General features: G+C 68.9%; 16 protein-coding genes. 7 read left to right on the top strand and 9 right to left on the bottom strand.

Annotated elements, in window-relative coordinates; translation table 11 throughout:
- The first annotated feature begins 168 nt into the window (after positions 1–168).
- Entirely contained in the window at positions 169–1722 is a 1554-nt protein-coding gene (locus ACWPXK_RS18945) for a succinic semialdehyde dehydrogenase (protein ID WP_454197461.1), read from the top strand.
- A gap of 66 nt (positions 1723–1788) precedes the next feature.
- Here ACWPXK_RS18945 and ACWPXK_RS18940 read toward each other — a convergent pair whose 3' ends face one another.
- Both ACWPXK_RS18940 and ACWPXK_RS18935 read right to left on the bottom strand, forming a co-directional pair.
- Positions 1789–2274, bottom strand: a complete 486-nt coding sequence (locus ACWPXK_RS18940; RefSeq protein ID WP_454197460.1) for a DUF779 domain-containing protein — start codon at positions 2272–2274, stop codon at positions 1789–1791.
- 72 nt (positions 2275–2346) lie between these two features.
- A complete protein-coding gene (locus ACWPXK_RS18935; protein WP_454197459.1) occupies positions 2347–3561 on the bottom strand; it encodes a GAF domain-containing protein in 1215 nt (404 codons plus the stop codon).
- Between the two features lie 142 nt (positions 3562–3703).
- Here ACWPXK_RS18935 and ACWPXK_RS18930 point away from each other — a divergent pair, with 142 nt between their 5' ends.
- On the top strand, positions 3704–4126 hold the full coding sequence (locus ACWPXK_RS18930; protein WP_454197458.1) for an MmcQ/YjbR family DNA-binding protein: 423 nt from the start codon (positions 3704–3706) through the stop codon (positions 4124–4126).
- A 7-nt stretch (positions 4127–4133) separates the two neighbouring features.
- On the opposite strand, the gene ACWPXK_RS18925 is transcribed toward ACWPXK_RS18930, so the two are convergent.
- The 4 genes from ACWPXK_RS18925 to ACWPXK_RS18910 all read right to left on the bottom strand — a co-directional run bounded on the left by ACWPXK_RS18925 (position 4134) and on the right by ACWPXK_RS18910 (position 6716).
- Positions 4134–4457, bottom strand: coding sequence for a hypothetical protein (locus ACWPXK_RS18925; RefSeq protein WP_454197457.1), 324 nt, complete (start codon positions 4455–4457; stop codon positions 4134–4136).
- A gap of 74 nt (positions 4458–4531) precedes the next feature.
- A complete protein-coding gene (locus ACWPXK_RS18920) occupies positions 4532–5674 on the bottom strand; it encodes an alkaline phosphatase family protein (protein WP_454197456.1) in 1143 nt (380 codons plus the stop codon).
- Positions 5675–5717: 43 nt separating this feature from the next.
- Positions 5718–6029 (bottom strand): nuclear transport factor 2 family protein, encoded by a 312-nt coding sequence (locus ACWPXK_RS18915; protein WP_454197455.1) that lies wholly within the window; start codon positions 6027–6029, stop codon positions 5718–5720.
- 60 nt (positions 6030–6089) lie between these two features.
- Positions 6090–6716, bottom strand: a complete 627-nt coding sequence (locus tag ACWPXK_RS18910) for a TetR/AcrR family transcriptional regulator (protein ID WP_454197454.1) — start codon at positions 6714–6716, stop codon at positions 6090–6092.
- Positions 6717–6827: 111 nt separating this feature from the next.
- On the opposite strand from ACWPXK_RS18910, the gene ACWPXK_RS18905 reads away from it, so the two are divergent.
- The 3 genes from ACWPXK_RS18905 to ACWPXK_RS18895 are packed head-to-tail and all read left to right on the top strand — an operon-like array spanning position 6828 to position 9062.
- Positions 6828–7907 carry an SDR family oxidoreductase gene (locus ACWPXK_RS18905; RefSeq protein WP_454197453.1) on the top strand — a complete coding sequence of 360 codons (1080 nt, stop codon included), beginning with the start codon at positions 6828–6830 and terminating at the stop codon, positions 7905–7907.
- 10 nt (positions 7908–7917) lie between these two features.
- Entirely contained in the window at positions 7918–8118 is a 201-nt protein-coding gene (locus ACWPXK_RS18900) for a hypothetical protein (RefSeq protein ID WP_454197452.1), read from the top strand.
- Between the two features lie 59 nt (positions 8119–8177).
- The gene (locus ACWPXK_RS18895) at positions 8178–9062 is read left to right on the top strand and encodes an LLM class F420-dependent oxidoreductase (RefSeq protein ID WP_454197451.1); all 885 of its coding nucleotides are present in this window, start codon (positions 8178–8180) and stop codon (positions 9060–9062) included.
- A 24-nt stretch (positions 9063–9086) separates the two neighbouring features.
- On the opposite strand, the gene ACWPXK_RS18890 is transcribed toward ACWPXK_RS18895, so the two are convergent.
- Together ACWPXK_RS18890 and ACWPXK_RS18885 are read right to left on the bottom strand one after the other, a co-directional pair.
- The gene (locus ACWPXK_RS18890) at positions 9087–9482 is read right to left on the bottom strand and encodes a hypothetical protein (protein ID WP_454197450.1); all 396 of its coding nucleotides are present in this window, start codon (positions 9480–9482) and stop codon (positions 9087–9089) included.
- Positions 9483–9712: 230 nt separating this feature from the next.
- Complete coding sequence (locus ACWPXK_RS18885; protein WP_454197449.1) at positions 9713–10288, bottom strand: class I SAM-dependent methyltransferase; 576 nt, start codon at positions 10286–10288, stop codon at positions 9713–9715.
- Positions 10289–10460: 172 nt separating this feature from the next.
- On the opposite strand from ACWPXK_RS18885, the gene ACWPXK_RS18880 reads away from it, so the two are divergent.
- On the top strand, positions 10461–12743 hold the full coding sequence (locus ACWPXK_RS18880; protein ID WP_454197448.1) for an ATP-binding cassette domain-containing protein: 2283 nt from the start codon (positions 10461–10463) through the stop codon (positions 12741–12743).
- A gap of 2 nt (positions 12744–12745) precedes the next feature.
- Here ACWPXK_RS18880 and ACWPXK_RS18875 read toward each other — a convergent pair whose 3' ends face one another.
- Entirely contained in the window at positions 12746–13603 is an 858-nt protein-coding gene (locus ACWPXK_RS18875; RefSeq protein WP_454197447.1) for a helix-turn-helix transcriptional regulator, read from the bottom strand.
- Positions 13604–13703: 100 nt separating this feature from the next.
- Between ACWPXK_RS18875 and ACWPXK_RS18870 the strand changes: the two genes are divergently transcribed.
- Positions 13704–14423, top strand: a complete 720-nt coding sequence (locus ACWPXK_RS18870) for an SDR family NAD(P)-dependent oxidoreductase (RefSeq protein WP_454197446.1) — start codon at positions 13704–13706, stop codon at positions 14421–14423.
- The last annotated feature ends 14 nt before the right edge of the window (positions 14424–14437 follow it).

Genomic DNA, 14437 nt, shown 5'->3' with positions numbered 1-14437 from the left:
CAAAGTGATTGCCTCAGCGCATAACTGGAGTATGCGGTGTTCGGCGCGGATCCGCAGCGGCTACGCCACGGCATTCGGCGCGGTGGACCGTCCGCGTACCGCGGATATCTGGCGGGCGGCGGCGTAGATTGTGTGTATCCCCAAGTTACCCACAAGTAGGAGGCGACGATGCCCGCGCCGGAAGCCGACGTATTCGACCGCCTGAGCGCGCTGGCCGCGATCGAGGCGCCCACCGAACGGCAACACAAGACGATCGCCGAGACGTTCACCGGCAACCCGCTCGGCAGCGTGCCGGTGGGCACCGCGTCCGACGTCACAGCCGCTTTCGACAAGGCCCGCGCGGCGCAGGAGCGCTGGGCGGCGCGGCCGGTGGCCGAACGTGCCGCGGTGCTGGACCGCTATCGGGCGCTGGTGGTGCGGCACCGCGAGTTCCTGATGGACGTGGTACAGGCCGAGACGGGCAAAGCGCGCTGGGCGGCCCAGGAGGAAATCCTGGGCCTGATGTTCGCGGCCCGCTACTTCGCCAAGGTCGCCCCCCGCTTGCTGGACACCCACCGGGTACCGGGCGCGTTCCCGGTGCTCAACCGCGCGTCCGTTCGCTCCCAGCCCAAGGGCGTGGTCGGCGTCATCGCACCGTGGAACTACCCGCTGCTGCTCTCGATCGGCGATTCCATCCCGGCACTCATCGCGGGCAACGCCGTGGTGGTCAAACCCGACAGCCAGACCCCGTTCTCCACGCTGGCCGGTGCCGAATTGCTCTACCAGGCGGGTCTGCCGCGTGACCTGCTCGCGGTCGTGCCCGGCCCTGGCGCCGTCGTCGGCACCGCGATCGTCGACGCGTGCGACTACCTGATGTTCACCGGGTCCTCGCAAACCGGCCGCCACCTGGCCGAGCAGTGCGGCCGCAGGCTGATCGGCTTCTCCGCCGAACTCGGCGGCAAGAACCCGATGATCGTCGCCAAGGGCGCCGACCTGGACAAGGCCGCCAAGGCCGCCGTGCGCGCCTGCTTCTCCAACGCCGGACAGCTCTGCATCTCCATCGAGCGCCTCTACGTCGAGCGGGACGTCGCGGAGGCGTTCACGGAGAAATTCGTCGCCGCCGTGAACGCCGCGAAACTCGGGGCGTCCTACGACTTTTCGACCGACATCGGCAGTCTCATCTCCGAAGCACAGCTGGAGACGGTGTACAAGCACGTCGCGGACGCCACCGGCAAGGGCGCGAAGGTGCTGACCGGCGGCAACGCCCGGCCGGACCTGGGTCCGCTGTTCTTCGAGCCAACGGTGCTGGCCGAGGTGACCGACGAGATGGAGTGCGGTCGCGACGAAACCTTCGGCCCGCTGGTGTCGATCTACCCCGTCGACAGCGTCGACGAGGCCGTGCGGCTGGCCAATGACACCGACTACGGCCTCAATGCCTCGGTCTGGGCGGCGAGCAAGTCCGAGGGCGAACGCATCGCGGCGCGGCTGCACGCGGGCACCGTGTGCGTGGACGAAGGCTACGCACCGGCCTGGGGCAGCACCGCGGCTCCGATGGGCGGCATGGGCATCTCCGGTGTCGGCCGCCGCCATGGCCCCGATGGCCTGCTGAAGTTCACCGAACCGCAGTCCATCGTGGTGACCCGGTTCCTGAATCTCGATGCGCCGAAGCTGTTCCCGAAGGGCAAGTGGCAGCCGTTCCTGATGATCATCGCCCGCATCCTGCGCTTCCTGCCCGGCCGCTGACGCACGATGTCCGCCCGGGTGGTCGTGCCCACCCGGGCGGACGCCCCGCCGGTTCGCTGACGCAGCTCAAGCCAACCGGTCGGCTCCGGTGCGCGGCGGCCCGCCGTCCGCCAGCGCCGCTGCTTCCTCGTCGGTGAGCAACCGTGTCCTGACGACGAAGTGCGTGTCCTCGGTCGAGCGGCCGCCGCATCCGTCGACCACGTCCAGGGTCAGATGGGTGTGCTTCCATCGTTCGTATTGCTCTGCGCTGACCCAGAATTCGGTGTGCCACGGCAGACTGCCCAACAGCACGTCAGCGCTGCCGATCCGGGCCTGGCGGATGGGCAGGCACCTCGGCGAGTTCCCGTCGCGATATCCGCCGGACTGGTGGAACAGCACCGCGCCGTGCTGTTCGATCATGCGGCGCAACAGGATCCTGGCGCGGTCGGTGATATCCACCCGGCGGATTCGCCGCGCCATCGCCGCGCCGTCGGTCAGGCGTCGATGGCGTGGGCGTAGTGGGTCGGATAGCCGACGATGCCGCTGGCCCGTCCCCGCTCTGGTGTAGGTCATGATTCCTCGCAGATCTCTCGGATCGGGCCCACTATGGTCGGCCGAGGTTGGCGCGAGGTTGGTGCGAAAAGGCTAGTCGTGCAAGGCGGTGTGCAGCCGGGCGGCGACAACCGCACGGCGGACGTCGTCGGGCGGCAACAATCGCAACGCGTGCTCGTGCACCTCGATGTCGCCCGGTGCCCGCTCGCCGAACGCCACCGCGTGCTCGGCGCGGTCACTGGCGAGCACGGCGGTCCGCACGCCCACGTCGAGATAGTGGCGCCACTGCAGCACGCCCGGGGTCTCCGATCCGGGCAACAGCGGACCGCGATACAGCCAGACCGCCGAGGTGGTGTCGCCCGCCCTGATGGCAGCGAGCAGGTCGACGGCGTCACAGGCCACCGGGCCGGTCAAAACGTAACGACGATTGCTGATTTCGCCGCCGGTGGCACGGCGCAGATGTGAGACGTCGGCCTTCAGGGTGCTCGTGGAGACCGAGCGGTCACCATAGATGGCGTCGTGCAACTGCTCGGGGGTGAAGCCGTCCGGCTGGAGTGCCAGCAGCGCGAGGATCTCCAGCTGCCGGGGTGGCAGCCGCAGCGGGATGCCGTCGCGCGACAGACGGGCGGTGCCGAGGCATTCCAGCCGCACTCCCGGTGCCGGAGCGGGCGCGGCGCTGCGCAGCATCGTCTCCGCTGCCGTGGCCAGCGCTCGGACCGAGGTGAGCACCGCTGGGTGGGATCGGTCCCAGTAACTGGACAGATCCAGCACACCGATCACTCTGCCGTCGGGCCCGTGGATCGGCGCGCAGTAGCACACCCAGCCGTGCAGCGCGGCGACCAGATGCTCGGCGGAGAACACCGACGCCGCGCGGTCGCTGTGCAGCGAGAGCCCCACACCGTTGGTGCCCATATGGCTTTCGTCCCAGCAGCCGCCGGGAGCGAAGTTCACCTGCTCGGCTTGCCTGCGCAGCGTGCGGTCACCGCAGGACCACAGGACGGTGCCGTCGGGGTCGGTGACCACGGCCAAATAGCCGGAGTCCTCGGTGATGGCGCGCAGCTCACCCGCCAGCGTTGTCACGGGTCCGCGCAGCGGGGAGGCAGCCCATCGGTCTCCGACGTCGTCCACTCCCGGCGCGACGGTGCGACCGGGATCGACGGTGCGCAGCGAGCGTCGCCAGGATTGCGCCACGTCATTGCGTAGCACGGTGTTTCGGGGCGGGGGCGTGGTGAGTGGAGCCGCCGCCCAGCGCTCCCATTCTCGTTCCAGTTCGGTCCGCTGCTCGGTAAGGGTGCGGAACTGCGCCACGTGGAGGACCCATCGTCGTCGTGTGAGCTCATATTCGCTCTCTCATTGTGGCGGACGCCGGTGAGGGCGCGTCACCCTGACACAGACCGGTCGGTCGCTATGAGTTTCGGGGAGCACGCGCCGCGACCTAAGCTTGCTGTTCATGGCGACCGTTTCGCGGCGGGCGCGTCTCGCCGACGTGCACGAGGTGGCCTCCGGCATGCCGCACGTGACACGCATCGAGGGACCGCGGGGCAACCCGATCTATCAGGTCGGGGGGAAGTCGTTCGTGTTCTTCCGGAATCCGCGTCCGGATGCGGTGGATCCGGTGACCGGCGAGCGATACACCGACGTGATCGTGCTCTGGGTACCGTCGGAGTCGGACAAGCAGGCGCTGGTCCAGGACCCGGACTCGCCGTTCTTCACCACCCGGCACTTCGACGGGCATCCCTCGGTGCTGGTGCGCGCCAGCCGTATCGGCGAGCTGAGCCGTCAGGAGCTCACCGAGGTGATCCAGGATGCCTGGCTGGCCAGGGCCTCGCGCAGGCGCGCGGCGGACTGGCTCGCCGCCCATCCGCCGCGCTGACCCCCGGTCACTTGCGGATGAAAATGCCTGCTACATCGGCGTTCTTGATCGGGGTGTCGGCGTTGGCCTGAGCGCCGCACAGCAGGTCGACCGACACCATCGTGGCGTCCACCGCGGTGCCCGCCGGTTCGCGGTCGTCTTTGCTCTGCTGCTTGACGAACTTGGTGATCGTCGTGCGCTTGGTGTCCTGATCCTGCTTGATGTACTCGCTGCACGGGGTGTCGCCGCCGCGGTTGAGAGCGCGCTCGATATCGGTGCAGCCCGCGAGCACCATGGCGACCACCGCGATCCCCAGGCCGGTTCGGCCGGTCCGTGACAGCGTGGCGTTCATGGGCTCCTCCTGAAGGTTCGGGCACGGCGACATACACCGCGATCGCAGTACACCCTAAGGCCCGGCCGCGCCGATCAGGCGCGGAAGACGCACAGCGGGACGTTCATCTCCGCCGGGGTGAGCGAACCATGGTGGCCGACCAGCCGCGACTGCAACGGCTCGATACCGCTGCGGATGACGCCGCGCCGCCCGCGGGCGACCACGACGAGATCGCCGATGCGCTCGGCGATCGTGCGGGTGACCCGGGGGCCGAACCAGCAGCGGGCCACCGCCTCGTCCCTGGTGAGCACCTCGAAATCGGCGCCGAGCGTGTCCTGCCAGGCGGCCGCGACGTCGGCGGCCGCGCCGGCCATGGTGTAGACGTGCCGGGCGCGGGCCTCACCGCCCAGTTCGCGGACGCCCTCGCGCAACGCGTCCGTGGTGTCGAAATCGACGCGTCCGTTCAGTTCCACCATGCCGTGGTCGGCGGTGACGAGCAGCGCCGCGCCGGGCGGCAACTGTTCGGCCAAGGTGGCGGCGAGCCGGTCGGCGTGGGTGAGCTCCAACTCCCAGGAGCGGGAGGAGGGACCGCGCACGTGTCCGGTCAGATCGAGCTCGCCGTGATAGGTGTAGACCAGCGAGCGCGGCCCGCACCGCACCGCCTCGGCCACGTTGGCGACGAGATCGCCGAAGGACAGCTGCGGGCGGAATTCGCAGCCCCGCAGGACCGCCCTGGTCAATCCCGACCCCGCCTGATCGCGCGGCGACACCTGGGCGACCGCGATCCCGTCGGCTACGGCGCGTTCGAAAACCGTTGGAAGAGGCTGGAACTCCTCCGGCACGAGTTCGGTGCGCAGGTCGGCTTTGCCCGGGTCGCCGTGCAGCCGCCAGGCCAGCGGATTCAACAGATGATCGTAGCCGGGGATGTTGAGCAGATAACCGACGATCCCGTGCTCGCCGGGCGGGGAGCCGACGCCGAGCGAGCCCAGGCTGGTGGCCGTCGTCGTCGGGAACCCGGCGGTCAGCGAGACCGGCGCGAGGCCGGACAGGAATGGCGCCGCGGCGGGATTCGCGGCGAGCGCTTCGTAGCCGAGCCCGTCGATCAGCAGGACGCAGACCCGGTCGACGCCGAGGTCGAGACCGAGACGGTCGTCGGCGCCCGGGACGCCGAGTCCGGCCAGAACCGAGGGAAACAGATCGGCCAGAGAACCCGTACCGTAACGGGGCGCGACGAACACGAACGTCAGGATGTCAACGTCGGTGGCCGGATGGCAAGGGCATTCAGGCCTGTCCGGTCTCGAAGCGGCTCACCTTGCCGTCGCGCACGACGAACCGCCAGTTGGTGCGCATCGAGCCCCACCGCGAATTGGTGTAGTCGGCAACCAGTTCGGTGCCGTCGTCGCCGATGGACTCGATCCGCATGCGGGCGTTGCTGTCGAAGATCTCCGCTTCGGTCCACTGGGTGAGATTGCGTTCCACGCCGTCGTCGGACATGGTCGCGTCGTCGGTGAGCACCGCGTAGAACCGGTCCTCATCGTTGGCGTTGAGCGCGTCGACGAACTCCTGCACCGTCGGATCCAGCTGGGCGTTCATCCGTGTCGTCCTCTCGGATCGATGGGGGAAGAATCAGACAGCAAATCTCTGGCGTCTACTTTAGGTCAGCGGCGGTGCGCCGGGCTCGATCAATATGGCGAAGGTCCGCATCACGTCGTCGACCAGATCCGCCGCGCTGGTGCCGAACTGTCCCGCGCGCTTTTCCAACTGTCCGTCCAGCCACAGCGAGGCGAGGCCGTGGCCGAGCCCCCAGAACATGACCGCCAGCGTGTCGGCCTTGGCGGCGGGTAGCACCCCCGTGCGCACACATTCGGCGATCGCGTCGGCCAGAACGGCGAACGCGGCGTCGCCCGCCACCATGGCGTCGGGGTGCTTGTCGGGCTGGGAGAGCTCGGGCCGGAACATCAACCGGAAATAGGCCGGTTGCTCGCGGGAGAACCGGACGTAGGCGTGGGCCAGGGCCGTGAGGGCGGCCATGGGTGTCGTCGCGTCGGCGCGGGCGGCTGTCAGGCGTTCGCCGAGCAACTGGAAGCCCTGGGTGGACAGCGTCGCGAGCAAGGCGGCCCGGTCGGGAAAGTGATGGTAGGGCGCCGCGGTACTCACTCCGGCCTCGCGGGCCACCCTGCGCAGGCTGACCGCGGCGAGTCCCTCGGTTTCGATCAAACGCAGGCAGGCGGCCAAAAGCGCGTCGCGCAGGGCCCCGTGGTGATAACTCGTCCGCGTCATCATCCGAGCGTATGTGACCTGCCCTGGACAACCTAACTATGCGGTGCTTAGATTATCTGAGCGGCGCTCAGATTGTCGCCGCGGTAGCCACTCCACGAGACGGATGAACAGATGAGCACACGGGTATTGGTCACCGGCGCAACGGGATTCGTCGCCGGTCATGTCATCGCCGAGTTGCTGGAGCACGGCTACGCCGTGCGTGCGACGGTCCGCGACCTCGGCGCCACCGGCAAACGAGCGCACCTGGTCGAGCTGGCCGAGCGAACCGGGGGCGACCTCGAGTTCACGCAGGCCGACCTGGACCGCGACGACGGCTGGGCGGCCGCCGTCTCCGGCTGCACCGAGGTCATGCACGTCGCCTCACCGTTCCCGGCGACCCCGCCGGACGACGAGCGCGAGCTCATCGACACCGCGGTCGAGGGCACGCTGCGCGTGCTGCGCGCCTGCGCCGCCGCCGGTGGCGTGCGCCGGGTGGTGCTGACCTCCTCCATCGCCGCGATCGTGTCCGGCCACGCGACGGACGCACTGCGCACCGAGGCCGATTGGACCGTGGTCGAGCGCAGCCCGGCCTATCAGAAGAGCAAGACGCTTGCGGAGCGGGCGGCCTGGGACCTCGTCGGAAAGCTGCCCGCCGGCGACGCCTTCGAGTTGGTCGTCGTCAATCCCGGCATGGTGCTCGGGCCGGTGCTGTCCGCGGTGACGAGTACCTCGCACGAGCCCGTGCGCAGGCTGCTGGCCAGGGACATGCCCGGTACGCCCCGAGTCGGCTGGGCCCCGGTGGACGTGCGCGATCTCGCGGTGGCGCACCGCCTCGCGCTGGAGACGCCCGAGGCCGCGGGTAACCGCTACATCTGCGCGGGCGAGCACCTCTGGATGGACGAGATCGCCCGCATCCTCGCCGGGGAGTTCGGCCCGCGGGGGTTCCGGGTTCCGACCAGGCGGCTGCCGAACTGGGTGGTGCGCGCGGTCGCCATCTTCGACAAGGGCGTCCGGCTGACCCTGCCCGCGCTGGGACGCACCGAACTGCTCAGCGCCGAAAAGGCGCGTCGCGAACTGGGCTGGACCATGCGCCCGGTCCGGGAGACGGTGTTGGACACCGCCGAAAGCCTGCTCCAGCACGGGATCGTCGGGGCGCCGACCCAGCGGAAGATCGGGTCGCGCCCAGCGGCCGCAGCGGCAGCCCGCGTGTGAGGAGTGCGTCGTGCTGATCGCGACACTGATCATCACCACGGTCGCCATGGTGCGACGCTGGTTCGGACGCCGGGCCGTGGGCGCGAACTCCCCCGCACGGCGGTCTGCCGGGCCGGTCCGGCGGGCGTTGCGCCGTCCGGTTCCCCTGGCCGCGAGCATCGTGGCGCTGCTCGGGATCGCCGTGGCCGCTGGCGCGATCACTCAGTGCTGAGCAACCCGTAGGCGGGGGCCGGAGTGAACCCGCGTTGCCCGGTTCGCTAGACAAGACGCGTGACTGCGCAGCGCCCCTTCCGGTTCGGTGTCAACATGGTGGTCCCCGAGTCCCGGTCGAAGTGGATCGAAAAGTGCCGTAGGGCAGAGGAACTCGGCTTCGACGTGGTCGGCGTCGCCGACCATCTCGGCCTGCCCGCGCCGTTCCCCGCGATGATCCTGGCCGCCGAGGCGACCGAGCGGGTGCGGTTGAACACGTTCGTGCTCAACACCGCGTTCTACAATCCCGTGCTGCTGGCTCGGGACGTGGCCGGCGCCGATCAGTTCACCGACGGGCGAGTCGAACTGGGCCTGGGCGCGGGCTACGTGCAGGCCGAGTTCGAGACCGCGGGCATCCCGTTCGAGAGTGGCCGCAAACGCGTCGAGCACCTGGAGAACACGGTGATCACGCTGCGCAGCATGTTCTGCGACCCGGAGTATCAGCCGCAGCCCGCGCAGCCGTCGGGTCCGCCCGTGCTCATCGGCGGCTGGGGTGATCGATTGCTGGGCGTGGCCGCGCGGCACGCCGACATCATCGCCTTCACGGGCGCGGCGGCCGCACGCAACGGCGGACCACTGCAGATGGCCGGACTCGCCGAAACCGAGGAACGCGTCGCCTACGTGCGAGAGCTGCTCGGTCCGCGGCTGGACCGGGTCGAGTTCAACATCCTGGTGCAGCGTGTGGTTCCGCCCGCAGAACGCGCGAGCGTGCTGGAGGTCTTCGGCCCCGCGCTGCCGCCGGACGTCGCCGACTCTCCCGAGGATCACCCCATCCTGCTCATGGGGACCCCCGAGGAGATGGCCGACCGCCTGCGCGATCGCCGCGACCGCTACGGCATCAGCTACATCACCGTCCTCGAGGACAGTATGGAGAAGTTCGCGCCGGTCATCGAGCTCCTGCGCTGACCCGCCTCGCCGGGCGGGCGAGGGTCAAGGCAGTGCGTCGATGATGACCCTGGGGTCGATCTGGCGCAGCCGCTTCGGGCGACTGGTCAGGCAAGGCCAGTCCCGGCAGACCGCCTCGCGGGTGGCGTGGCCCGCCGCGGTCAAGGCTCCCGCGCCGTGTGCCATGTGCAGCCGGTGTGCGGGCGCTCGATCGAACGACGGGACAACGGTGTGCGGTAGGTCGACCAGCACGGCCAGGATGTCGAGCCGGTCGTCCGGAATGTGAGTGCGCGCCGCCGCGAGGACGGTGCTGGGCACGATGATGGTGTTGCCCGCGTCGACCGTCGCCCAGACGACCGCCTGGGCGTAGTTGGCACGATGAACGAATGCGACGACCGCGGCGGCGTCCAAGACGACGCCGCCCAGCGCCGGGGCGGTCACGCCGCGCCGGAACGCGGTTCGCTGACCTCCTGCTGGGATAGTAGGGGTAGGTTCTGGGCGCGGCGGATCAGCTCGAAAGAGCTTCGCCCGCCGAAGATCCGCGCGTGCGCACGACCCGGCCGAGCGACGGCGTCGCCGGGCATCGTGACGGTGGCCTTTCGCGTTCTATGCTCCCGAGGCGACGGCATGCCACGACTCTAGCCCGGCGCCGCGCCCGCTGGGAGGGTCGATCACGCAGGCTTGCGCCAGAGCAGGGTGTAGCGCCACATGAGTCGCCGTCGGAGCCGGGCCCCGGGCAGGAGTTCCGCTGCGGCCGAGCGGATTTCGTCGTAGCTCTGCTCGGGATCGTGCATCCGTGCGCCGGGACCGCTCATCCTGTGCATGACCTCCATCGCCCGGATGACGGGCAGCAGGGGTAAGTAGTGGAAGTCATTGCGGGGCGTCATTTTCCACAAGCCGACGACGGCGAGGGTGCCGCCCGGCGCGACGAGGCGCCGCAGCGCGGACATACCCGCGCGCAGCGGGACGTGGTGCAGCGTCGCCACGATGGTAACGACGTCGAAAGTACCTGGATAATTCAGGAAATCGGCCTCTTGGAGCCGCACACCGGTGGTGGCGGGCGTTTGCGCGAGGATACCCGCGTCGACATCGATCCCCGTGACCGCGAGCCCGCCGCAGGCCAGCTTGCCCGCCAGCAGGCCGTCGCCGCAGCCGATGTCGAGCGCCGTGCGCGCCGAGTGCGGAACCTGTTTCAGCAGCCATGGGTGGTAGTGGGTGTTGTGGTTCCAGTAGGGGTCGCCGCGCACGTTCCTCACCTTAGAGGAGGGGGATTCGGCGGCCATCTCCAGCGAAGCGCGGGCGGCTGATGCCAGTGGCCACTACGCGCCTCGGTTTTATCGGGCCTTCCCAGGCAAATTGTGTGATCTTCATCACATTACCCCGCACATTTTGTCGGTATTCGATGGCAAGGTGTTCGGCATGCCTTTCGCCGAATCAGCCGTAGTTCCCGACGTCATCCGGGTCCTGAGAGCCAGTGAGCACAACCTGCGTGACGTCTCGCTGGAAATTCCCAAGAACAAGATCACGGTCTTCACCGGCGTCTCCGGTTCCGGCAAGTCGTCGATCGTCTTCGACACCATCGCCGTCGAATCGCAGCGCCAGCTCTACGCCACCTTTCCCGCCTTCATCCTCAACTTCCTGCCCCGCTACGAGCGCCCGCACGCGGAAGCGATCGAGAACCTCACCGCGCCGGTGATCATCGATCAGCAGCCGGTCGGCGGCGGGCCGCGCTCCACCGTCGGCACGATGACCGACATCTTCTCGATGGTGCGGGCCATGTTCGCCCGATTCGGTTCGCCCTCCGCCGGTTTCGTCTACAACTACTCGTTCAACGTGCCGCAGGGCATGTGCCCGGATTGCGACGGTCTCGGCGTCACCGTCCGCGCCGATCCCGATCGGCTGCTCGACCGGACCAAGTCGCTCAACGAGGGCGCGATCCTGCTGCCGGGTTACGGTGTGGGCAGCGGCGATTGGCAGCTGTACGGCAAGTCCGGCCGCTTCGACCCGGACAAGAAGCTCTCGGACTACACCGACGAGGAATTCCACGATCTGCTCTACGGCACCGGCGGCAAGGTCGAGCTGACCTTCAGCAAGGGCACCTGGAAGGCGAACTACGAAGGCATCGCCACCAAGTTCACCCGCACCCGGCTGCAGCGGGACACCTCCACGCTCAGCGAGAAAACCCGTGAGCAGATACGGCAATTCCTCACCGAGGGCGTCTGTGCGAGCTGCGCCGGCGCCCGGCTCAACCAGGAAGCACTGGCAACGAAGATCAACGGCCGCAATATCGCCGACTGGGCGAGCTTGCAAATCACCGACCTGATGGCGGTGCTCGACGAGATCACCGACCCGGCCGCGGCCGGTCTGGCCGGCGCCATCCGCACCGCGCTGGGGCGCGTGGCCGATATCGGCCTGGGGTATCTCAGCCTGGATCGGCCGACCTCGACCCTGTCGGGTGGAGAAGGCCAGCGGCTGAAGATGATCAAGCACCTGTCCAGCACGCTGATCGGATTGACCTACATCTTCGACGAACCCAGCGTCGGGCTGCACCCGCGAGATGTGGGACGGTTGAACGATCTGCTGAAGGCATTGCGGGACAAGGGGAACACAGTGATCGTGGTGGAACACGATCCGGATGTCATCCAGATCGCCGACCACGTCGTCGACGTCGGCCCGCGCGCGGGCGTGCACGGCGGGCAGGTGGTGTTCCAGGGCAGTTTCGCCGACCTCCGCGTGGCGGACACCCCGACCGGCGCAGGACTGCGCCGCCCCTTCCGCGTCAAGGAGAGCTTCCGCCCCGCCACGGGCGAGCTGCTCATCCGAGGTGCGGCGGTGCACAACCTGAAGAACGTGACCGTCGGGATACCCACCGGCATCCTGACATCCATCACCGGCGTCGCGGGCTCCGGCAAGAGCAGCCTGATCCGGGACGTGTTCGTGGTCGAACACCCGGAGGCGATCTTCGTCGACCAGTCGCCGATCGCGGCGTCGTCCCGATCCACGCCCGCGACCTATCTCGGCCTGATGGATCCTATCCGCAAGCTTTTCGCCAAGGCGACGGGCGAATCTCCAGGCCTGTTCAGCTTCAACTCCACGGGCGCCTGCAAGCAGTGCGAGGGCCGCGGCGTGATCATCACCGAGATCGCGTACATGGATCCGGTGACCACCCACTGCGACGCCTGCGACGGGCGGCGCTTCTCCGATGACGTGCTCGCTCTCACCCTGCGTGGCAAGTCGATCGCCGACGTGCTGGAGATGACGGCCGAGGAAGCGCTCGGATTCTTCGCGGAGAAGGCGCTGCACACCAAGCTGCGCACCATGAACGAGGTCGGCCTGGACTACCTCAGCCTGGGGCAGGCGATGAGCACGCTGTCCGGCGGCGAGCGGCAGCGGATCAAGCTGGCGACCCAGCTGCAGAACACCGGAAGCGTCTACGTGCTCGACGAACCCACCACCGGCCTGCACATGTCGGACGTGGACACGCTGCTCGCGCTGATGGACGGTCTGGTCGAGCGAGGCAATACGGTCGTGGTGATCGAACACAACCTCGACGTGGTCGCGCACTCCGACTGGGTGATCGACCTGGGGCCCGACGGGGGCAAGGACGGCGGCGAGATCGTCTTCACCGGCACGCCCGCCGAGTTGCTCGCCCACCCGACCTCACTCACCGGCGAGTACCTGCGCCGATACAAGGCGGCATAGGCCTAGTCGGCGGACTCGGACACCGTGAACCGTTCTGTCCCGGTAACCCGCAGCAGTTCCAGCGCCGAGGCCTCGCGGGTGCCCGGCGCCGCGGAGTAGACCACGACCGCCTGGTCGGTGTCCGGGACCAGCAGGGTGTCGCAGTCCAGGCTCAGCGCGCCGAATTCGGGATGATCGATCGTCTTCGTCGCGCTGCGCCACTGCCCGGACCGCCGGGCGGTCCACAGCTGCTCGAATCGCGGGCTGCGTGAACGGAGTTCGGAGATCAGGCGCAGCAAGCCCGGATCGTCGGGGTAGCGGGCGCGGGCGCCGCGCAGGGTCGCCACCGATAACGCCGCGGCGTTATCGGCGTCGGCAGGCGTTATCGCGACCCGTCCGCGCTCCGTGCCGAGGAAACGCTGCCAGATGATGTTGCGCTGAGCGGGCGGCCAGGTGGAGAAGTCGCCGAGCAGTGCGGTCGCCATCGAATTCCACGCCAGCAAGTCGGCTTTCGCCGACAGCACCAGCGCGGGCAGGTCCGCCATCCGGTCCAGCAGGCGTAACACGCTCGGCCGCACCACCATGTCGATGCGGCCCTCCTGCGGTGGCACCGCGCCCGCGAACTGGAACAGCAGCGTGCGGTCCTCGTCGTTGAGCCGCAGCGCGCGGGCGAGCGCGGCCAGCACCGAGCTGGACGGATTCGGTCCTCGCCCCTGCTCCAATCGCACCACGTAGTCCACGCTGACGCCCGCGAGCTGGGCGACCTCCTCGCGGCGCAGCCCCGGCACCTGTCTGCGCGGTCCAGCGGGCAGGCCGACATCCCCCGGATGCACCCGGTCGCGTGCCTGCCGGAGCAGCGCGGCCAGTTCGGTTCGATCCACGACCCGATCATGCCGCAGCCGGATCCGCTCGGGGTGGGATCGGTACTCCCAGGAGTTGTTGGCCCTGGTACGCCAGTGCCCGGAACGCGACGCTGTCACCATGGCAGACACGACAACGGCCCTGGTGACCGGGGCGAACAAGGGATTGGGACGCGAAACCGTGCGCAGGCTGGCGGCTTTGGGCTGGCGCGTGTTCCTCGGCGCGCGCGACGTCACGCTGGGTGCGGCGGCCGCGGCGGAATTCGCCGAGAACGGGTGGGCTGTCGAGTTCGTCCAGCTCGACGTCACGTCGGCAGCGTCCATCGCGGCCGCGGTCGAAACGGTCGGGCAGCGCACGCCCCGGCTGGACGTGCTGGTCAACAACGCGGGCATCGCGGGGACACGCAAGACACCGGAACAGGTCGAGGCCGCCGACTTTCGCGCCATATTCGAGACCAACGTGTTCGGCGCGGTCCAAGTGACGAACGCTTTCCTGCCGCTGCTGCGCGCGGCGACGCAGCCCCGCGTCGTGATGGTCTCCAGCGGCATGGGCTCGCTGGTCCGCACCTCCGATCCGAGCCGGGTGGAATCCACCCTGCTCGGCCTGCCCTATCCGGCGTCGAAGACGGCGCTGAACATGATCACGTCGCAGTACTCGCGCGCACTGCCGGGCATCCAGGTCAACGCCGCCGACCCCGGTTACACCGCGACGGACCTCAACGACCACTCCGGGTTCCAAACCGTCACCGAGGGCACCGACGCCATCGTGCGGCTGGCGACGCTCGGGCCGGACGGTCCGACCGGCGGCTTCTTCGACCGCACCGGACCGGTGCCGTGGTGAGCTATCACGCCGCT

The sequence above is a fragment of the Nocardia sp. Marseille-Q1738 genome (assembly GCF_965283145.1).
This window is presented reverse-complemented; position numbering and strand designations above follow the sequence as displayed.

What these genes read in the sequence shown, in the direction of transcription:
- ACWPXK_RS18870 (WP_454197446.1), top strand. Translation starts at nt 13,704, where the DNA reads ATGGCAGACACGACAACGGCCCTGGTGACCGGGGCGAACAAGGGATTG.
- ACWPXK_RS18880 (WP_454197448.1), top strand. Translation starts at nt 10,461, where the DNA reads ATGCCTTTCGCCGAATCAGCCGTAGTTCCCGACGTCATCCGGGTCCTG.
- ACWPXK_RS18915 (WP_454197455.1), bottom strand. Translation starts at nt 6,029, where the DNA reads ATGAACGCCCAGCTGGATCCGACGGTGCAGGAGTTCGTCGACGCGCTC.
- ACWPXK_RS18910 (WP_454197454.1), bottom strand. Translation starts at nt 6,716, where the DNA reads ATGACGCGGACGAGTTATCACCACGGGGCCCTGCGCGACGCGCTTTTG.
- ACWPXK_RS18945 (WP_454197461.1), top strand. Translation starts at nt 169, where the DNA reads ATGCCCGCGCCGGAAGCCGACGTATTCGACCGCCTGAGCGCGCTGGCC.
- ACWPXK_RS18905 (WP_454197453.1), top strand. Translation starts at nt 6,828, where the DNA reads ATGAGCACACGGGTATTGGTCACCGGCGCAACGGGATTCGTCGCCGGT.
- ACWPXK_RS18925 (WP_454197457.1), bottom strand. Translation starts at nt 4,457, where the DNA reads ATGAACGCCACGCTGTCACGGACCGGCCGAACCGGCCTGGGGATCGCG.
- ACWPXK_RS18930 (WP_454197458.1), top strand. Translation starts at nt 3,704, where the DNA reads ATGGCGACCGTTTCGCGGCGGGCGCGTCTCGCCGACGTGCACGAGGTG.
- ACWPXK_RS18940 (WP_454197460.1), bottom strand. Translation starts at nt 2,274, where the DNA reads ATGACCTACACCAGAGCGGGGACGGGCCAGCGGCATCGTCGGCTATCC.